This window comes from Psychrobacter sp. DAB_AL43B (assembly GCF_900168255.1).
Lineage (GTDB): Bacteria > Pseudomonadota > Gammaproteobacteria > Pseudomonadales > Moraxellaceae > Psychrobacter.
In genome coordinates, this window is sequence record NZ_LT799838.1 from 2,786,113 (window position 1) to 2,807,930 (window position 21,818).

Consider the following 21,818-nt stretch of genomic DNA (forward strand, 5'->3'; position numbering starts at 1 on the left):
TCAAAGCGCTTGTAAGTGGTTATCAAAGGACATCATATGTCGTTTACTATCTTTACTGATACTTTCAACTTTATTTATAACAGTCGATGCTACTGTTGCCAAATAGTCGACGTGCAATTTGGTTAGTTGACCTTGCCCATCGCTAACGATAAAACCTGATTCCTTACACTTATCCTCGCCCTTAACATCATTGTTAATATCGCTGCCTACATTATTAGGTAGCACTGAATTAGCTAGCACTGATGCGCCTGCACAATCTGGCAGACTGACATCATTAATCAGCGTACGGCTATTTAGGTCGAAAATTGCCGCACAACCGCCAATCGGTGTGGTTACACATAATAGGTTACGCTCACTATCAACCGCTACACTGGCGATATATTGATGAAAGCGTTGCCACTGGTTATCGGGCATCGTCAAAGGTTTAAAACTTGTATCGCCACGTTTATGGGTAAGCACTAATGGCACATTGATATGTTTTTCACCTTGAAACTGAATGCCAATCATCACTGTGCCATCATTATGCATGGCTAAATGGCGCACGCTCATCTGATTATGCTCTGGAGTAATTTGTTCTAATAACTTACCTTCATGACGATTTAGGTAAACCAATGATGGAAGCATAATGTCAAGATTCAGCTCTTCGCGTGAGGCTTGCTCGGTCTTGATACCACCGTTAGCAATAACTAAGGTCTCATCATCCGGATGCATTATCAGCTCATGCGGACCGATGCCGTGCGAGTCAAATTCTGCTACTTTTTGATAACTATCATGAGCATTATAAACACCGATCTTACCGTCTAAACTTTGCGTATCATTCTCGGTCACATATAACGTTGAGCCATCCAAGCTATAGCAAGCATGACCATAAAAATGGCGCTGGTCTGATGCTTTGATAGCAAACTTTACTTGTCCTGTTGCGGTGTCGAGCACCCAGAATTTCTCACTTGGACGACGACCCATCACTACAACGTCACGATTTTGACAGCTTTGACGACTATCAAGACTATTATCTTGGTCGTTCAAGATGGGCTGAACGACAATATCATGGACACGTTCAGGCATGGTGGTCTGCCAAACTATTTCTCTGTCCGCATCGATACCAACTACCCCAAAGTCGTTTTCATCATTACTGTCGTCATTTATCAATGAGGTATTTTTTGGCATAGCAGCGACACCACTGACCCAACAAACTGGTCGCGCCAGCATGGTTGTGGTATGCATTGCGCTAAAATCGGTTGTACCAAGACTATTATTACTAGTATGCTCATCGTTAATGGGTAGACGATAAGCCTGTTGCCACGCACAAGCCGCTTGCTGACAGGCGGAGCTAAAACGCATTAGCGGCGGCTTCGATATTGACGGCAATAAGTGCAACTGCGAACAGATACCAGTCAGATAATCTTGCCAGCTCGAATCAGGCTGACGCTGCTTGCGATAGCGATGATGAATGCTAAGCAGCGCTGCTGTACCCATTACCGTACCAAATGCTGTCAGTGCTGACGTTATCAGTAACTCATGGTTTGATAACTTGTCTGCTTGCTGCGCTTTTAGTTCATTCGATTGACAAGTATCTTCAGTAATGGACATTACTGTCTTAGTTTCGATAGTAGGCATTATTTAATCGCCATCGGTACTATTAAAGCCGACACGGATACCAAGTGTCGGAATCAATTGGCGTTTAATCACACGAGTAATGGTCGTAAGATTGTCATACAATTCTTGCTGCGTGGTTTTATCGGCAGTGGCTAGATCTTCTGGCATTTGTGCCAATAATGTCGTGGTATCAGCAAGTGCGGTCGATAGATTATCAGCTACTGCATTTTCATCATTACTACCCAAAATGGCAGTAAGCACCGGATCGGTCATGGTTTTATTCAATATCGCCAATTTAGCATTGATAATCGCGCGACTTTGCCCTGCGGTCGCAGCTGGTAAATGACCCTTAGCTTTACCTGTTAGACCTAGCGGCTGATCGATGGCGTTAGATTTCATGGTCTCAACCAATGATAGCAAAGAGTTAAACCATTGGTTCAACCCTTGGTCGCTTTCCGCCGTTTTATCAATTGCTAATAAATCGGTTGAGTTTTGCTGCCAGTTTTTCTCAATATCTTTGAGGCGTGTGCTCAATGCGCTGCTCGCACTCATCACATACGCGCACTGACCAGCGTCCAAGCTGTCATTAGCATATAACGCTTCTTCTAATCCTGGTACACCTTGGACAATGGCGCTTTCGTTAGCGAGCTGCTCAGCGGTCAGTTTGGGGTTGGCAGTAATCAGATCTGCAACGCCACTATGTACCAGACCGCGTTCATCAGGATAGTAATTAATATATAGATTGCTCATACTGGCAGTCGCAGGACCAAAATTGACCATCTCAGCACTCGCCCAAGCTTGCGCTAATACCAGCCATTGGTCACGCAGCGCTTGCAATTCATCACCGCTTACTGGCACTTGCTGGCAATGCTTCTGTGCCAAATCATGCAACAAATCGCTTTGTTTAGCCGCATCAGCATATGCTGGAATAACAATGTCATTAGCCACATGGGTTAAGTAAGTTTTTTCAGTATCAGCGCTGATATCTACCGCGATAATTTTTTTCTCACTATTGTTATCACTGCTGGCTGTATTTTCACTGGTTTTAGGTTCAGCGCTATCTTGCGCCACCTTTTGGCTGTCAGATTCTGGTGCTTTATTGTCATCAGCCGGTTTAACGCAGCTGATAAGTATTCCGGCACTTAATGCCGATAGCACCATTGCTAAAGCAGGGTTTATTCTCATAGGTTTCTCGGTAACATTATGAATAATTATTTAAATCGTCATATCTAAATTGGAAGATAATGTCGTTAACAGTCGTTTATTTGCTCGTTCAAAATTCATAATGATTTTATAGTGATTGTAAAAAAGCGTTCAATTCAGCACGCCCTTGTTTATCGAGCTTTAGCACTTTTTGCTGTTGTTTTTTAGCTTCTCCGCCATGCCATAATACCGCTTCCATCAGTGTACGGGCGCGGCCATCATGTAAAAATGTCGCTTGTGGATCAACAGTTTGGGCAAGACCAATACCCCATAATGCCGGTGTACGCCATTCATAAGAGTTGGCTAAAAACTCAACCTGTAAGTTTTTGGGCGGTAGCTTGCCAGCGATTGTACGATCCGCAAGATCATCACCCATATCATGTAACAGCAAATCTGTATAAGGATAAATCACTTGTCCATGCTGCTCAATATGATCATCGTCGGTTTTTGGCAACTGATATCTTGGCGTATGGCAGCTTTGACAGCCCATATCATAAAAGTGCTTTTTGCCAGCTAATACCAGCTTGTCATCCGCATTACGGCGATGCGGCACCGCTAAATTACGTGTATAAAACTCTACAAATTTTGCTACTTCATCATTAACTTCAACCGGTTGCTTACCATTACCTTGCTCATCAGCGCCAGTTGCGGCATTCATACAAGCGGTTTGCGTCGGCATACACGACTCTGTAGGGCGAATATTTGAGGTTAATCCCATGTCTTCATTAAAGGCACTTTGGTTTTGAGTAAGCAGCTTGGTTTGACCGGCTTTCCAGCCAAAGCGACCTAATGCAACTTTACCCGTTTGCGGATCCATTACCAAATTGAATTTACCTTTAATATCACTATCAACATCATTTGCCTTGATAGCCTGCTTTTTAATATCAGTGTCTGGGATTTGCTCAAGTAGCCCAAGCCCAATCATAGGTAAGGCGATACGCGGCGATACCATGAGTTCACCATCAAATGGACCATAACCTGGATTGGTTAAGTTAAAGATCGGTGCGCGTAATGTTTCGACATATCCATCAGCAAAAGTGACCGGCTTATCGGTCCATTGGACGGCAATTCTTGCTTCTGCTGGAACGCCTTGAATACCGCGATCTTGCAATTGACCGCCATACATAGGATGGACGACTTTTTCGATAAGCGAATCCTGCAACTGCTGACGTTGCTCAGCCGTTGTGGCTGGCATGGCCAGACGAATGAGCAAGCTGTCTGCATCGTCATCACTAGTCATAGGAGCATGACCACGACCATCTTTTACATGGCACGATTGACAAGCAGCAACGTTAAATAATGCGCCAAGACCATCACGGCTATCCGTACTAGCAGGGGCAATCACCCACGGTTGTCGAAAAAACGCATTGCCAATAAAGAAAGATCCTTTACGTGACGCGGTGATATTTGACGAAGGTTTGGAGTAACTCTCGCTACTTGTAATACTGATGCCAGTATCACCACCTTGCTTAATCTCTTGCGGATCAAAGGTAGCGAGCTGCTGCATAGGCACACCAGCTAACGCTTCGATAGTCTGAGCGCGTTCAGAAGTTAATGCCTGAGATTGTGCGTTTTTTTGAGTTTTATTATCACTTTCAGCCGTATTATTAGCAACATCATCAGTCGGCTGACAGGCACTTATCGATAGTGCACATAGCATCCCTAACGATAGTTTTAATGGCGCAGTTTTGTGGATAAAAGAAGCGTAAAACGAGGCGTATTGTTTAACTTTTAAGACATTGGTGATGGTCATAGAGAGTACCTTAGTTCTAGTATAGAACCATTAAAATCGCGTGCTATAAAGTTCTTCACTTCTAGTCGATAAGTAACAGCTGCGCACTGACCTATCCGGCTATTTTAATACGCTATAAAAAAACACGCTGCCAACCAAAATTGACAACGTGTTTATTATACATAATTTACTTTCTTATGAAAATAATTCTCATTAACTTATAGCGACTTATCAGGCATTATAAATACATATATCTGATAATATTAAGTAATGATAATTTAAAACAATAATGACTTAAAACTGTGAGCCTGCGTCTGCGTCTAGATTATCAATACCAACCGCTTTTGCTGCATTTTCAATACCAGCCGTCAGCTCTTGTAAACTGGTAATGCTGCTTTCAATCCAACCACGACGCTTATTTTGCTCCTCAGCAGAAATACCATGTTTACTTGCCTGTCCTACCGTCGCGATCATCTGATCAACCTTGATATTCTCTTTCTCGCCTTTTTCGACAATCACATTAAAGGTGGCTTCTACCTTTGCAAAATCAGCAGCTAGCTTATCAGCAGCTTCTTTGTTGCCCGTATCGATAAGGTAGTTCTTAACTCCATAACCGCCTACCGTTTTACCAGCGACTGTTTTATAACTACCATTAAAGACGTTTTGAATACCACGGGCATTATTGGCGTAGCTTAGATGGGTCAAGTCACTAAAGCACTCATGCTCATCTTCGGTAGAACCGGTGACAAAAGCCACTTGTATACGCTCAGAAGCAAGCTCACCCAGCGCTAAGCTCCCCATCTGATACATGATTTGGCGCAGACCATTCGTGTCTTTACGCGCCATCATATCACTACGTAAGGTATTTTCACTGTCAGGTTGCCACTGCGCTTCCATCGCTGTTAGGTCGTCGACCAGCAGCTGAGTAGCCGCTTTTAAATATTGACCGCGGCGCTCACAAATACTCGCGTCGGTATTTGCGCTACCACCACTGGTACATTCACCGTCGGTGGTCACGTAGTCGCTAACTGGGCGATTACCAGCACCTTCAGCAACGCCATTGGTGTCTTGACCCCATAACATAAACTCAATCGCATGATAACCAGTTGTCACATTGGCTTCACTACCGCCGATCTCATTCATTTCAGCTAATAACTCGGGGGTGATGATACTGCTATCTTGTTTGATACTACCGACTGTAATGCTATCACTATTGATGATATTGTCTTTACTGTTGTACTCGCCTGCATAGTCGTCAGTAACGTAGTCAATCAATGCCTCATCTAGTGGCCAAGCATTAACCTGTCCTTCCCAACCATCAATGCTACCAATCTCACGCTTATCATTGGCCGTCACAAAACCTTCATCAAATCGGAAGACTTCAGTCTGCGAGTACGGCTGGCGCGCGGCTTTATAAGCGGCCTTTGCTGCATCCAAATTGGCTTGTGTTGGGGTTTCTACATAGGTGTTCACCGCAGTCTGTAAAATCTTTGCGGTTTCCAAAGAGTCTTTGTATGCAGCATGCGCCATATCAGCATAACTAATAAGTAAACGATCCGTATGTGCTTGGTCAGCTGCTGATAAGGTTTTACTATTTGTATTCTTTGTCTCTTTTACTTCAGCTTGCGCATCCGTTGTAGCTGTCTCATCAGACTGTTTGCTACAACCTGATAGCATTAATATCCCTGCCAGTGCAGCAGCTAAAGTGGTCGGTAAAATTTTACGGCTTGTCACTGTAGTGATATTCATATATGTCCTTGAAGGGCTGCACTAAAATAAGAAAGAAAGGGAAATAACAGAGATATTCAACATTGTTAGCAGTACCGCACATAAGCTAACTACGCTAGACGCTGGTTAATAATCGTCCATTCCGTCATAAAATACGAACGGAATGTAAGTATCCAACAGTTGAATGATTGGGAATTATAATGTTATTGATAACTATTATCAAATATAATTTGCTAATAAGTAGACAAAATTTAATCAAAAAAAAGGCCAGCTTTCGCCAACCTTTTTATCTGAATCTTTATATTATCAATTTAATAATAATTAACGAACGCTATTTGGCGCATTAACCGTTAGCTCAACACGGCGGTTTTGCTGACGGCCATATTCACTGCTGTTATCAGCAACTGGACGAGACTCACCATAAGCGACTACATTAATACGGCTAGATGATACGCCGCGTGCACTTAGGTAGTTAGCTACTGCATAAGCACGGTCACGTGATAATTTCATGTTATAAGAATCAGAACCTTTGCTATCAGTATGACCAGCGATGGTTACTGAGTTTTGGTTATACTCGTTCATCGTTGATGCAAGCTTATCAAGCGTTGGTTTAAATGAATTATTAAGGGTAGCGTCATCGAATGAGAAAGTGATGTTACCTGGCATGACTAGATCAATGTTACCGTTTGCATTTGGAGTCACTGTTACACCAGTACCAGCCATTTGCTGCTCAAGCTGTCTAGCTTGACGCTCCATGTAATAACCAACGCCAGCACCAAGTACACCGCCAATAGCGGCATCACGACCAGTCTTGTCGCCGCCAGTCGCTTTAGAGATAGCTGCGCCACCTGCCGCACCAGCTAGAGCGCCGATCGCAGATTTATTAAGACGCTGTTGTCCAGTGTTAGGATCCGTAGCACAGCCAGTAAGGGCCAAACCTGATGCTATTGCTGCAACCATTAATGTATTACGCATAATATTTCCTCATAATTTTTAAAATAAGATAATAGATAAGTTGTGTTTTTTATGAAAATTGCTTATGACAAATATCACTTAGCAACATCGTTTAGTTGTCTATCTACACTTTTATTATTATGGCAATCCCATTCTAATTGTGTGTAATATTTTGTCACATCTATGTATGAGAAGTGCATAAGTGCTTACAGACAATCCTCTAGAAATCATTATTATTTGTTATTATAAGTCATGTTTACACTCGTACACTCTGATTCTTTTCTGCTAAAATCATGCCGTAAAGTGGATAGCAAATGGATAATATACCTCATAAGAACAATATTTCACTATTTTGCTCTGATAGACCTTCAAAGACTAGCGATGACCGTAAAAACAGTTGAATGCTAGAGTAGAAAGTAGAAATACTGGACTTATGTAGGTATATTAGAAGCAGCGATTGTAGAAAAACAGGCTTAATAGATTCATAAAACTAATATATAGGGATTGGATATGCGATTTAACTCCACCATACAAAAAATACATAAGCGCACTCCTAAGCTGGGCAAAGCGCTCTCGTTAGCGACCGCCACAGGTGTTATCACGGCTAATAGTATTGCTGCCGGTATCCCTATCTGGTTGATGGGTGCCACCAAAGCCATCACTGGCTCACAGATTGCAGATAAGACAGTGATTGGCGTCACTAATTATTGGATTAATAGCAACAATGCTGTAATTGATAATATTTTGCCGGATAAAGACTGGCGCATTAGCCTGCCTGATGATGTGCATACGTATGGTAAATACTTGCTGCTTAGTAACCATCAATCATGGGTCGATACCAGTATCGTGCAATATATTAGTGAAAAGCGTTTGCCATTAACGCGGTTTTTTACCAAGTTTGAGCTGATCTACATCCCTGTCATTGGTCAAGCCTTTTACTTTTTAGACTTCCCCATGATGCGTAGGCATTCTAAAGAAGCCATCGCCAAGAATCCGGCGCTGCAAGGCAAAGATATTGAAGAAGCAAAACGCGCTTGCGCACTATTAAAAAACAAACCATTTACTTTGCTAAACTATTTAGAAGGTACCCGTTTTACACCCACTAAACGTGATAAGCAGCACTCACCTTATAAAAATTTATTAAAACCACGGGCGGGTGGTTTATCACTTGCTATAAATGCGCTAGGTGATGATATTGATGGTATTTTGGATATGACCATTGTTTATCCTGATGGGGTGCCGACCTATGGCGATTTATGGAAAGGTAATATCAAACGCCTCGGCGTCGATGTTCGCCATATCAAGATGCCAGACGCATTATTTGCTGCTATCCAAGATGGTGGTTATGAAAATGACGAGACTGTCAAAGCAAAAATGTTTGATTGGGTAGAGCAAATTTGGCAGCAAAAAGACCAGCGCATTACGGATATGTTGGCTGAATTTAATGTGACACCTGAGCTTGAAAATCAAAGCAATTAAAAATACTGATTTCGCATAAAAAGATAATTTGTAAAATATCAAATTATAATGGTTGATGGCTTGTTTTTTGGTGTTATTCATTGATAATGTGAATAACCATTAAAACGCATTATTTATTTAGTAGTGATTGGCGTAAAGCCATTCATTGCTGATGCCATTTACTATTTAATAAGGTATGACTGTGCCCGCCTCTTCTACTACTAGCTCGCCTATAGAGCCAACGTCAGCGCTCAATCAGTCCTCAGCATACTCAGAGTCATCAGATAGCCTATTACCCCTATCACCGCAACCGAATCGCCCACAGCCAAATCGGTTGAAGCTGACTTATGATATTGTGATGATTATCGCGATCAGTATCGATCTATTACTGATTAGTATTGATACTATCTTGATGAGTGACTTTATTAGCGCCAATGTCGCAGGTTGGCTGTCACTTAGTAATGCTGTGTTATGGTATCAACATACGATACACGATTCCCTGCGTACTGCGGGTGGCTTTTTCACTATATTCTTAGTTATTGAGTTACTGCTACGCTGGGCAGTTGCCATTAAACAAAAGATATATTATCGCTGGTTCTTTTTCCCCTTTGTGCATTGGTATGAAGTGCTGGGTTGCTTTCCACAGCTACGAGCGCTACGTTTATTCCGAGCGGTGGTTATCGGGCGACGCCTACACCAGCTTGGCTATCAAGTCCTACCGCAACCTTGGATCAATCGGATTAAATTCTATATCAATTTACTATTAGAAGAGCTGTCGGATCGCGTTGTTTTGACTACGATTGATAACTATCGGCAACAATTGACCGATCCTAAGATGCAAAAGTCGTTGATTGATGCGACCTTTAATCGCAATCGCAATGAGATTGAAGCCGCGCTCCTCTCCTTACTACGCCAAGAGCTTGCACCAAAATTGCAAAACCTGAATAGCAACTCAGAAAATGGCAAAATGCTCGCCATTGATATCGGTAATGCAGTCGAAAATGCACTGGCGAATACTCCAGAGCTGCACCGTTTGCTGCGCTTAATTCCAATAGCCGGTAAACTGATTGAAGGACAATTATTGAATATCGGTCATAATATTGGCGAAAATGTCGTCAATGCCCTCAATGAGTGTTTGCTCGACCCTGAGCGCATCGATACGCTAATGGTGGCAATTTCGCAGGGTGTCGCCCAACTTGATACTAATAATACTGAACTTGAAAGTCTTATAGCCCGTGTCTTCTCTGAGAGCTTGTCAGAATTTGAATCAAATTTAAAAATACAACAATGGAAGAATAAAGACATACTTAACTTATAGAGCTATTTAAAGTAGCGACTTGATAATAAAAAACGGCACCGTGAATACAGCAACATGACCATCTTTTGAGGATTTATACTATGACAATTTCAGACAATAACCACCATGCCCTCGCCTCGACAACCACGCCAGCCTTAGCTTTTTATGGCAAAATGTTGACCTTTTCACGGTTGCAGTTTAGTACTGATGATTTTGCTGCCATTACAGCCCAGCTGCAAACAACGCTGAGTAATAAGACCAGTCATATCCCAGTATTGATTGATAGTGAGGTAGAGCAAGATTTATCGGCATTGGTAGAGCTACTTTGGTCTTGGGGCTTACAACCTATCGGCGTAGTGACAGGTCTGCTTGACGCACAAGCACGCGAATTACGATTGGCGATATTCCCAGCAGATGGCAAGCGTATTGAGCGCATTTTGCCCAGCAAAAAGGCCACGACTCAGTTGAGCCAAGTAGCTGCTACGACTACGGCAGCTATTGATAGTAATAGCGAGCCTAAAACCGCTACTGATAACACTGACTCAGTAAACGGTAATCAAACGCTTGAAACGGGCGAAACCACTGAAGCGGCTTTATCTGTAGAATCTGCAGAAACACTTATTAGTGCTGAACATATTACCAGCCTCATCTATGATCAAATGCTGCGCTCAGGACAAAGCCTCAATCATGTCGGCGGCGATTTAATTTTGACCAATAGTGTCAATAGTGGCGCAGAAGCAATCACTGATAATAATTTACATGTATATGGTCGCGCCCAAGGACGCTTAGTCGCAGGTGCTACTGGCGATAAAGACGCGCGTATCTTCTGCCAAACATTTAACCCTTCTCTTGTTTCGGTAGCAGGTACGTATTGCTTACGCGACAATCTGCCTGAGCATATAATTGATAAATCAGTAGAGGTACGTTTTTTAGAAGGTCAAGGACTGGTATTTACTATAATAGATGAATCTCAGATTACTAAAGGCGTTAAACCGTAAATACTTACTGACATAAATGTACGTATAACCACCAAATGGTTAGATGCATGGCCTAATTCATATTGTAGCAAGTTTATTTAACAAAACTGCGCTATGATGAATCTGTGGCTCTGCCACTATTTACCCCAACTGCAGTCGTCTATATATGACTAACAAAGCTAGCTTTATATACGAGTCCTTTTTAGGCTTTAGTTTTTAAGCTTTAATAGTGACTTGCTATAAGTTTTGCTATATTTATGCTAGGCTTACGCTCGCAGATAGTACATATACGGTATATGGACAACCAGTAAATATGCTACTTTATATATGTGCTGTTTTATATAATAACTATCTCATCAACTCATAAATAATCTCATTAATTCATAGGAGTGTGCCATTGTGGCGAAGATTGTTGTAATCACTTCGGGTAAAGGCGGTGTGGGCAAAACCACGACCAGTGCGTCTTTTGCCGCCGGTTTAGCATTACGTGGCTATAAGACAGTTGTTATCGATTTTGATGTAGGCTTGCGTAATCTAGACTTGATTATGGGCTGCGAAAATCGAATTGTTTATGACTTTGTCGACGTTATCAATGGTAATGCACGCCTATCACAAGCGCTTGTCAAAGATAAGCAGCTAGAAAACCTATACATATTGCCTGCCAGTCAAACACGTGATAAAGACGCGTTAACAGACGAAGGTGTGGCAGAGGTTATGGAAGAGCTTTCTAAGCAATTTGACTATATCATTTGCGACTCACCTGCTGGTATCGAACGCGGTGCTCAGCTAGCGATGTATCATGCGGATGAAGCTATCATTGTGACTAACCCTGAGATCTCTTCAGTACGTGACTCAGATCGGATCATTGGTATTTTGCAAAGCCAGACAAAAAAGGTGGCTGAAAACCAAGGGGCTGTACGTGAGCATCTCATCATTACCCGCTATAATGCAGAGCGTGCAGCAGCTAACGAGATGATGGATATTGACACTATCTCAAACGACATCTTGAAAGTGCCTTTACTTGGCGTTGTTCCCGAAAGCCACTCAGTGCTTGAGGCATCTAACCATGGTGAGCCCGTAATTCATTATACGGATTCTGTTGCTGGTCAGTGTTATGACGATATAGTCGCCCGTTTCTTAGGTGAAGAGCGTCCGCTACGTCATATTGATGCGAAGAAAAAGAGTCTATTACAGCGCTGGTTTGGGGGTTAATAATGAGTAAGAAAAAAGGATTTTGGAGCAGTCTATTCGGCACGGATGACAACAGTAATTCAGGCAGCGCCAATATGGCAACTGAGCGTCTAAAGGTTATTGTTGCTAGCGAAAATCGCTTAAGCAATCGCTTGACCGCAGACCGTATCGAAAAAATGAAACGTGAGATACTAGAAGTGGTTAATAAGTATGTCAATGGCGTACAGATTGATGATGTCAATATCAATCATCGCTCTGAAGACAGCTTAGATGTGCTAGAGATGAATATTAATTTACCTGAGCATAAAAAATAATTCTATTGACGATTTAGTTGATCCACTTTTAAAAGAATACAGTGCTGCTGGGATTAGTTTTTTTGTAGCCTCTGTCTGCGTAGGCACAGCAAGCAAGAAAAACTCATCCCAGTAGCGCGTTATAATATTTGCACTTCTTTTATTTAGGACTGACTATCCAATAGATAGCTACACACTTTAATCGCTTATGAAGAAAAGCCCTAAGTATCCTATTTAGGGCTTTTTTTTGTGCATATTTTCTATTATCTAGCATTCGCTATTTTATACGGCCTATTAAATTGTCTTTCTTCACAAACTGATGATATAAAGCAGCGCCGATATGTATAAGCGTAAAGGCGATAATCATTGGCCAGATAATATCGGTATGCCAGTCATTATAAAGTCGTGCCAAACCTCTATCTGGAGTAACAAATACCGGTATCTGAAACAAACCAAAAATATCAACCGGTCGTCCACCATAAATAGACATGAGCAGTCCTGCTATTGGCATAGCAATTAGTAGTGCATATAGCGCAAAGTGCGATAATTTCGAGAGTAGCATTTGCCATTTTGGCATAGCTACTGGTGGCGGCGCTTTCGTAAAGACGCGATTAATCACTCGCGCTATCATCCAAAACAACAAGCTAACCCCAAAAGCCTTATGTAATCCAATGTAGACCTTGCTATCAAGGTTGTTATACAACAGCATCATTATCCACGTGATTAGCAATAAAATTGCGCTAATCCAATGAAAAAGTCGACTAGTAGCCGACCACTTTGTCAGATTTGAATGGGTATTGTTCATAAATTATTGTGTCACCTCTATCGCTAACGGCTGCTTAATGATGTGAATAGACAGCTACTAACTGACAAAGCATAATTAACAAGCCATCGAAAAAATACTGATATAGAGCTTCATTATGAGTGAGCAAGCTAGCTGTCTAAATCAATCAATTGGTGTGCGATTTTATCTAAATCAGGCACCAAGTACAGTGTATTATCAATCATCACCGTTTGAAATAGGTAGGATAGCACAACATCTTCTTGCACACGCTCAAAAACCGTATCGATGTTGCTGTCTGTTTTGTAAAAATGCTCAGGAAGCTCAACATCTTTAACCTCAGAGATACGTGCCTGTAGTTGGCGCAGCTCACCAGCTGTTTGTAGCGCAATACGATGCGCTGACGTATTACCTTCTAATACAATCATTTTATCTGGCGTTTGATGACGCGGTAGCATATGGAACACAGCGACTTCTTGTTGTTGCCACTCATAATTCCAAGTATGTTCGCTATACTCGTCTACACTCAAAATTAAACTACTAGGAATAATCCAGTCAGGCTGATCGAACGCTGGGACGATAGTAACGTCGAGCATACCCTTGTTCGTGGTCAGTAAGCTTACTGCCTCAAACGAATGTTTTAAAATCTGTTTCATACGTCGCTCACAATAAATGAATGCGAAGAGGCGCTTGCCGCCCTTTCAGCAATATAGTCGGTAAGTTTTTGTGCTAAGGCCTTGGGACTACCGACAAATTTGCAATATCCTGAATCAATGATAGCTTGTGGCTGACTAGGGCAAGCACTTAAACTTGGCTCTTGCGCCCACAATTGACTGTCATTATCTTGAATTAAATCTAAATACTGCGTGCCATCGTTGCCCATACCTGAAAAGATAATGTTTATCAGATCACTGCCATAGACATCACTGGTGTTTTTAAGAATCTGACCGATAGCGGGTTTATAATCACCTTCCCAAGCCTGATCTAATAGGATAATTCGCCCTGTTGAATCGCAGATAATCTGTTTATCAATGGGTGCAATCAGACATTGACCGGCACGCAAGCGCTGTGAGGAAGTAATCAGCTGACAGCGCCAGTCATTATGACGATTCAAGATACGTGGTAGTGTACTAATCATCGTTTGGTTGAAATGATGGGCTAGTAAAATGCTAACTGGTAGCGCGGGTGACAAGTGATCTAAGAACTCCTTGACCGCACTAGGACCGCCCATAGAAGCGCCTAAAAACACCACATAACGCCAATCAACGGCTTCATTCTTATAAGCGACGGTATCTACAAGCGTTGGCAAAGCAAGCATTTGGGCAAGCTTACGCTTTAATTTACGCTGCCACTTAGCATACTGCTGCGCCTCATTGAGATAAGGTGCTTGACTAAAACCGACCAAGACGGCGGCGGATTTAGTCAATGCGGTCACAGTAGCCACGTGCTCATCGTAATCACTGTCTATCAACCAGATATCGATAGCGCTTTCATAACCATCAAACTTATCTTTCAACTGCGATGGTGTGACGCAATCAAGCAGATGAAAACCACAGCTATGTACCGTATCAGAAAAAGCCATCCGCTGCTGATGGTCTTCTGCCACCACCAGCACTTTAATCTCACTTTTATCTTTTAGCGCCAAGGCACGTATGTTACCCATCATGAGTTAGGCTGACCTTTTTATCCAATAAGCTTTGAATTTTATCAAGCAGCTGATTTTCTTGGAAAGGTTTGCCCATATAGTCATTTACCCCAATCTCGAGTGCGCGCTCACGATGTTTTTCACCCGTACGTGACGTAATCATAATGATAGGCAAATGCTGCAAACGTCTATTATGTCTGACTTGAGTCGCGACTTCAAAGCCGTCCATGCGCGGCATCTCAATATCCAATAGCATGAGGTCTGGTGTCATCTCTTGTAATATCTCAAGAGCATCAATACCATCTTTGGCAAGCGCAACATTGAAACCTTGACGCTCTAAGAAACGTGACGTTACTTTTCGTACTGTGACTGAGTCATCAACGACTAAAATAGTACCCTTAGACTCTGAGCTTCTGCGCTTAACGATAGCAGGTTGCGATACTTCTTTGACCAAAGCGGCATTACGCATCAAAGCAATCAAATCTAGGATAAGCATCACCGAACCGTCGCCCATAATCGTGGCTGCTGAGATACCCGATAAATTCGAGAACTGTTGCCCCAAAGGTTTTACAACGACTTCAATACGTGAGCCTGCTATTTGATCGACCTGTAGCGCCATATTCTGTCCACTACGGTTTTTAATGATAATAAGCGGTACGCTGGTATTGGTATTGACGACCAGCTCATTAAGCTTATTACCCGATAATATCTCATTTAAATAACGTACGCGATAATCGGTATCTTCAAAATTGAGCGTCGCTTCGCCTGATTGATAATAGTCGTAAATTTTTTCTGGGTTGATACGTACTACACGCTCAATCTGAACCAATGGGATGGCATAGTAACGATCAGCGGCACGAACCACCAAAGCATCAGAAACGGCAACGGTGAGCGGTACCCGTATGGTAAAACGTGACCCTTTACCAAGCTCTGATATAACTGATACCGAGCCACCTAACTGACGAATCTCACTGATAACGACGTCCATACCGACACCGCGTCCTGATATCTGTGTCACTTGTTTACTGGTACTTAGCCCCGCATTAAAGATATATTGCATGATATCAAGGTCACTGAGACTACTATCGTCGGCGTCAATCAGACCTTGAGAGATAGCTTTATTACGTACGGCTTCCACATCAATGCCATAACCATCATCGGTCAGCTGAATAACGATTTCACTACCTTCGCGCAGCACCTCTAAAGTAATTTGTCCACTGCGTTCTTTACCCGCTTCTAGGCGTGTTGAGGCATTTTCGATACCATGGTCGACCGCGTTACGTAACATGTGCTCAAGCGGCGATGTAATACGTTCTAGAATGGTTCTATCCATCTCGTCGTCAGCATTGATAATCTTCAGCTCAACTGATTTATTAAGCTCATTGGCGGTTTGACGTACGATACGCTCAAGCCTTGGCGTTAATCGGGTAAAAGGTACCATGCGCGAGTTCATCAAGCCATCTTGTAGCTCAGTTTGCGTCCGCGATAGCTGGAGTAATAGACTTTCACTGTCACGCGTTTTTTCTAATAAGGTGTGGTTAATATCCACCAAATCCGATGCCGATTCTGTCAAAGATTTTGATAACTGATTCAAAGAAGAATACTGATCCATCTCTAACGGGTCAAAGCCTTCGTGATTAACCAGCTCATCATCTATCTGCGATAAAATCTGTGCCTCAAGCTCAATCTCCATCCGGCGTAACTGATCAGCCAGACGCTGTACGGTAGTACCCATCTCCTCAATACTATTGGTCAAGCTACTAATACCCATATCAATACGCGCACGGTTAATCGTCGATTCTCCCGACAGATTAATCATATGCTCAATCAGCCCACCTGAGATACGAATCATCTCATTATTATTGGCGTTCTGTTCATGCTCAGCGACATCACTAACCATGAGTGGCATGTCACTGATATCTTTTTGAATATAGGTTGTCTCTTGCTTCTCTTTAGCGATTAAAATCGCTTCACGCTGAGGCTGTAGGGTTTCTTTAGGTATTTGTTTTAAACTATCAGGGTTTTTACTGAATTGTTGTAGCGCCTCAATCAATAAGTCAGGCGTTGGTGGATTGACCTGTTGCGAGAGAATAAATACGGCATCTGCAAGCCAGTCGTGACAAGCCACAAGTAGCTCTAATACTTTTTTGGTAGCAGGACGGCGGCGATCAACAAAATCTTTATATACTGATTCCATTTCATGGGCCAGATCAGCAATACCACTAGCGGTCACCATACGAGCCCCACCTTTTAGGGTGTGCAAGTCACGTTGTAGTCCTTGTAATGCAATCATATCCCCAGCATCACTTAAGAATAATTGCAGATACTCGTTACGGTTAGTGAGCGCTTCAGCTTCTTCTAAAAATACCTCTAAAATATCCGGATCAGGTAAGCCATGAGCCCATGATTGTTTGATGATTCTATCTAAACTTAGAGTATCAGCCGCTTTTTCTATACGATGCGTATATTCATTTGCATGAACTTTAGACTCGACATCAACATGATTTTTTGGCATAGGTACAATAAGTTGTACCGTTTCTGGTAAAGCTTTTGCTTTTTCAAACTGTTGTAATTGCTCAATAAGCTCAGGAGCAAAAAATGATTTTTGGTAACGTACAATATGTGCCACTTGTAATGACAAGGTGTCTTGCACTACTTGCATAATCTCAAGCCACTGCACTGTTGGCGTGCGTCTAACCTCTACAAACGCCTCATAGATGGTCTCCGCCTCATGGGTCAAATCCCCAATACTGCGAATACCCGCCATGCGCGCGCCACCCTTAATGGTATGCAGATGGCGTTGCAGTACCTTTAAAGTATTGATATTAGTAATATCCGCTCGCCATTTACTAAAGCTATCAACCAGCGCATCATCCAGTTCTTGGGCTTCTTCTAAGAAGATTTCCAATAGCTCAATATCGGTATCGATAGACTCAAGCTGTAGCTCAGGCGCTGCAATACTTTGCACGGCAGCACCATCTTCATAAGCTTCATGAGCAACAACCGCATCATTTTGGTCACTGTAATCATTGTGTTGAGAGATATTCTGTAATTGCTCAAGTACTTGCTCATCAATTTTTAATGAGGTGCTACCAGCCAAAGCGTCAAATAAACCGATTAACTGAGCATGTCCCGCAAGTAAGATGGCTTGAATTTCAGGATTCGCTGATTTTTCAACATGCTTACTCAAATAATTATAAGCATTTTCCAATGCATGAAGGATAGAGGTGAATTTTGGAAATACCTGTGCTTTTTCAGTCAGATATTTTATTTGTGCAATTTGTTGAGTTATATATTTTTGAACTTGGTCGATTTCTGAATTGCTAAGCGCTTCAGCTAATTGCCATTCTGCATCTAATAAGTCATCGATATCGCCATCTAATAACTGGTTTATCGTTGGCTTATCATCAGCTATAGCCTCGCCAGCATCGTCAACATTCTGCTTCCCAAGTAACGCCTGTAATGAGGCGATATCTTGCTCGCTTTGCATATCTTCTATCGACATATCCTGCTGTTGCGCGTTTTGTTTATAGTTATCGAGATAGCCATTAATGAGCGTCACAGATTGGGCTAGCGCGCTTAAGTGCTTCGCATTCATCGGTATATCTTGCTGCTGTAGTAGCTCTAAGCTCTGCTCTATTGTCGCGCTAACATCGCTGATTGCTGCCAAAGCGCTAGAGCCAGAAGCCGCTCTCAGTGTATGGAATGCACGCACAATCTCATCACTCACTGCCACATGGGACTCATCTTGATGGCTACTTACAAACTCATTTATACCCTCTAACAACTCTTCCGCTTCTTCAATGAAAATGTCGAAAAACGCTTGTTCCTCTTCACTTTGAGGCGTCAAAATAATAGGCGCTTCAGCCATCTTTTCGTTGACCGAATGAATCGTCTGCAATGCATGATCGATTGTTTCATCACTACCATTGTCAGAATCTTGAGCGTGGTTATCCAGACCAGAATGCAGTGTTACATGCCCAGAAACTTGTTGTTCAGCAGGGCTTGCTAATTGACCATATAGCACATTGTAGCTGAACTCATCACCTAGCTGCTTGCTATAAGCATTGGCACATGCGACCCACAATGGCAGCATAGCGGGATAATCTTCGCTTTCATTTTCAAAAGTTGTTAATAGTGCAGGATAAGCTGCCAATACATCGCCGATAAGCTGTTGTATATCTGTTGACGCCGTAATACTTTTATCTAAAATACGATTAAGCATGTTTTCTATAGACCATGCCAGCTCAGCGCTATAATTAGCGCCAACCATGCGGCCCGAACCTTTTAGCGTATGGAATCCGCGGCGAATGTCCGTCAGTCCAGTCAAATCACTCGGAGAAAGCCGCCAATACTCATATAAAGGGACGATTTCGTCCAATACTTCATTGGCTTCTTCTATAAATATCTCTTTGATATCAGGGTCGGCATCGTTCGCGTCCGCCGCTAGCACTGTTGATTCTGAGATAAATGATTTCAGTACCAAGGGTATCTCTAAATCAGCTAATAGCTCAGAGAGATTTCTTGCTTCACCAGTATCTTTGATAGTAGTGATAGGATCGATAGAGCTGGCAGTCTCAACAGTTAAGTTTGACGCTTGTGAATGCAAACTATGGCCTGATACAGAATGGTCTGATATAGCACTATCCTGTTCGATTTCAGGTTTTGAAAACGCTAGTTCCGCTGTCTCTAATCCGAAATTAAGAGGTTGCTGGGTCATTAAATTATGACTTTGCAAAATAGTAATGGCAGGATCAAAACTTGGAGTCTGCTGTGCCTTGAAGTCGCCCAACATGGCTGGAAAACGCTTTGTAGTTTCTGTCACTAAAGCGACGACATCATCTGTTACCGGTAAGGTTTTGTCTAACAAACGATTAAGCAAGTTTTCAATCGACCATGCCATCTCACTGATACTAAAAGCACCAACCATGCGTCCAGAACCCTTTAAGGTGTGAAAACCTCGACGCACTTCTGTTAATGGCGTTAAATCCTGTACGTCTTCCTGCCATATTGGTAAAAAATCCTCTAAGTCAGCAACAACTTCTTCAACTTCTTCAATAAATATTTCACGAATGTCTTCATCTATATCAAAGTTATCAGCTTTGAGTTGATGACGAGCGCGCAGTAAAGCGTCACTAACAGCATCAGCGACGAAAGATTGATCGATAATAGGTGAAATCTCACCACTGTCATCATAGCGCAGTACATCGGTTGCTGCCGTTTTTTGGGTAAGAAAAGTATCATTGACCGTTTCAGGCGCATGAATATACTCACTAAGCAGTGTTGCTGCTTTGTCGATATATCCATTTGCTTTTTCCAATAATGATTGGTCAAAGAACTGCTGGGCAAGATAATCGAGTAATAACTCAATAGAGGTCAAACCCTCTGCCAGCGCTTGGGTAACATCCCAACTGAGTGCTTCTATTCCATGAGTGTGTATTTGTACAAATATATCAGCTATTTTATCTGTTGCTTGACCAATCGAAGGCAGTCCCATGCTATCAAAGGCATGGCTCATTCTAGTGAAATCTGCTTGATCTGGTAATAGGTCTGTATCTTGGCGTTGTATATAGTCATGAAAATCTTGCTTGATTTCTTCGACTGCAATACGCAGTTCACGTAAATCTTCATTATTGGCACTAATATAAGTACTGCTTTCTGGCTGCAAGTCGTCACTAGCGACTACTTGAGATAGTGACGTGAAAGAAGCCGCGCTACCTATTTTTGTAGATATTATTTGCTCTGTATTATAGATAGCACTATATAGCTCTTGAAGCTGACGTTCAATTTGCCATTGTTCTTGAGCGAAGTCTTTGTCTGAAGATAGGTTGTGCTCTATATCAGCCAGAATAGAGGTCACTTGTGACGCATACAATGTCCAACCATGACCTTCAAGCTGGGCACTTATTTTTTGTAAAGGTTTTAGCAAATTGTGAGGCTTATCAAGACTAAAAATAATCGCCTCAATCGCATTCAGTATACGCGGTAAGAAACGTGACTCTGTATCTGCCTGCGACCAGCCGCTCAATATAGATTGAGTATTATCGCTATGATTGACAAGGCCGTTTAATTCAATATAAATACTGCTTATCAATTTTTTAATTGCGCTCGTTGATAGCTCAGTTTGATGTTGGTAAGACTCTATAACCTGATCCAGCTGACTTAATAGCCCTGCATAATGCATAGGTAGCGGGCTTTCATTTTTTCCAAGGTCATGCAGCCACAACTCAGTCAAGTACCAAAGACGCTGCAAATCAGCCGCTTGTGCGGTTTGCCATAAGTATTGACTGACCTTTTCTAAAACAGTCAGTATAGAAGGTTTATTTACATTAGCAGCTAGCAATTCTTGTACTTGCTGGCGCCAAACCAATAACAATTGCTGATGCTGTTGGCTATCTAAATCTGAAACTGCCATGCTAGCTGGTATGGTTATGTCAATATCATCGTGGTCTGACCGACTATCTAGATCACTGGCTGCAGATAATAAGACTGAATCTATAAGGTGGTCTGTCGCTATATCAAACCGTGATAAAGCTTGCGTCAGCTCAGCCGAGACCTTATTGATTAAAGCGCTATGGTAGTTACCCGTTCGCGCATAGTGCACCAGCTCATGCTGTAACAGTCTATGAGCGACCTGCCCGACTCGAGCTTTCTCAGCAGCAAAATGAGTATCAAAACTGTCATCATTGAGGCTACTGTCTAAGTTATTAACATTATCGTTTAAATCTTGGGGATTACTTGCTTCTACTAACAGGCTAAGCTTAGTCGCTAGACTTGCTAAAGAAGGCAAGTTAATCATGGTAAGCGCACCACTAATCTGATGGTAGTGCTGTGCCGTTTGCTCATAATTAGAGTTTTCTGCCCCTAATTGCCAGCCATCAGCTACCTGTGATAATTGCTGATTAAACAGTGGCAATAACCACTCGATCGTTACCATGTCATTGGGCTGGTTGTTCATAGGTT

14 protein-coding genes are annotated in these 21,818 nt (G+C 42.3%); 5 read left to right on the forward strand and 9 right to left on the reverse strand.

Annotated features, from left to right (window positions below):
- From DABAL43B_RS11890 to DABAL43B_RS11910, 5 genes are all read right to left on the reverse strand, one after another.
- Entirely contained in the window at positions 1 to 1,617 is a 1,617-nt protein-coding gene (locus DABAL43B_RS11890; protein ID WP_079692580.1) for a DUF1513 domain-containing protein, read from the reverse strand.
- Between the two features lie 3 nt (positions 1,618 to 1,620).
- Positions 1,621 to 2,781 (reverse strand): imelysin family protein, encoded by a 1,161-nt coding sequence (locus tag DABAL43B_RS11895; RefSeq protein ID WP_079692581.1) that lies wholly within the window; start codon positions 2,779 to 2,781, stop codon positions 1,621 to 1,623.
- A 106-nt stretch (positions 2,782 to 2,887) separates the two neighbouring features.
- On the reverse strand, positions 2,888 to 4,552 hold the full coding sequence (locus DABAL43B_RS11900) for a di-heme oxidoredictase family protein (RefSeq protein ID WP_079692582.1): 1,665 nt from the start codon (positions 4,550 to 4,552) through the stop codon (positions 2,888 to 2,890).
- A 273-nt stretch (positions 4,553 to 4,825) separates the two neighbouring features.
- Positions 4,826 to 6,280, reverse strand: coding sequence for an imelysin family protein (locus tag DABAL43B_RS11905; protein WP_079692583.1), 1,455 nt, complete (start codon positions 6,278 to 6,280; stop codon positions 4,826 to 4,828).
- A 300-nt stretch (positions 6,281 to 6,580) separates the two neighbouring features.
- Positions 6,581 to 7,234 carry an OmpA family protein gene (locus tag DABAL43B_RS11910; protein WP_079692584.1) on the reverse strand — a complete coding sequence of 218 codons (654 nt, stop codon included), beginning with the start codon at positions 7,232 to 7,234 and terminating at the stop codon, positions 6,581 to 6,583.
- 489 nt (positions 7,235 to 7,723) lie between these two features.
- On the opposite strand from DABAL43B_RS11910, the gene DABAL43B_RS11915 reads away from it, so the two are divergent.
- The 5 genes from DABAL43B_RS11915 (at position 7,724) to minE (ending at position 12,450) form a co-directional block, all read left to right on the forward strand.
- On the forward strand, positions 7,724 to 8,692 hold the full coding sequence (locus DABAL43B_RS11915; RefSeq protein ID WP_079692585.1) for an acyltransferase: 969 nt from the start codon (positions 7,724 to 7,726) through the stop codon (positions 8,690 to 8,692).
- Between the two features lie 175 nt (positions 8,693 to 8,867).
- Positions 8,868 to 9,989, forward strand: coding sequence for a hypothetical protein (locus DABAL43B_RS11920; RefSeq protein WP_227516685.1), 1,122 nt, complete (start codon positions 8,868 to 8,870; stop codon positions 9,987 to 9,989).
- A gap of 80 nt (positions 9,990 to 10,069) precedes the next feature.
- Positions 10,070 to 10,966, forward strand: coding sequence for a septum site-determining protein MinC (gene minC, locus DABAL43B_RS11925; protein ID WP_079692588.1), 897 nt, complete (start codon positions 10,070 to 10,072; stop codon positions 10,964 to 10,966).
- 378 nt (positions 10,967 to 11,344) lie between these two features.
- On the forward strand, positions 11,345 to 12,157 hold the full coding sequence (gene minD, locus DABAL43B_RS11930) for a septum site-determining protein MinD (RefSeq protein ID WP_079692589.1): 813 nt from the start codon (positions 11,345 to 11,347) through the stop codon (positions 12,155 to 12,157).
- A 2-nt stretch (positions 12,158 to 12,159) separates the two neighbouring features.
- Positions 12,160 to 12,450 carry a cell division topological specificity factor MinE gene (gene minE / locus DABAL43B_RS11935; RefSeq protein ID WP_079692590.1) on the forward strand — a complete coding sequence of 97 codons (291 nt, stop codon included), beginning with the start codon at positions 12,160 to 12,162 and terminating at the stop codon, positions 12,448 to 12,450.
- 256 nt (positions 12,451 to 12,706) lie between these two features.
- Here minE and DABAL43B_RS11940 read toward each other — a convergent pair whose 3' ends face one another.
- The 4 genes from DABAL43B_RS11940 to DABAL43B_RS11955 form a co-directional block, all read right to left on the reverse strand.
- Complete coding sequence (locus DABAL43B_RS11940) at positions 12,707 to 13,234, reverse strand: cytochrome b (protein WP_079692592.1); 528 nt, start codon at positions 13,232 to 13,234, stop codon at positions 12,707 to 12,709.
- Between the two features lie 128 nt (positions 13,235 to 13,362).
- Positions 13,363 to 13,866, reverse strand: coding sequence for a hypothetical protein (locus DABAL43B_RS11945; protein ID WP_079692593.1), 504 nt, complete (start codon positions 13,864 to 13,866; stop codon positions 13,363 to 13,365).
- Complete coding sequence (locus DABAL43B_RS11950; RefSeq protein WP_227516686.1) at positions 13,863 to 14,876, reverse strand: chemotaxis protein CheB; 1,014 nt, start codon at positions 14,874 to 14,876, stop codon at positions 13,863 to 13,865. Before DABAL43B_RS11950 ends, DABAL43B_RS11945 begins: the two co-directional genes overlap by 4 nt.
- On the reverse strand, positions 14,866 to 21,813 hold the full coding sequence (locus tag DABAL43B_RS11955) for an Hpt domain-containing protein (protein WP_079692594.1): 6,948 nt from the start codon (positions 21,811 to 21,813) through the stop codon (positions 14,866 to 14,868). The genes DABAL43B_RS11950 and DABAL43B_RS11955 overlap by 11 nt, the downstream gene beginning before the upstream one ends.
- Positions 21,814 to 21,818: the final 5 nt, after the last annotated feature.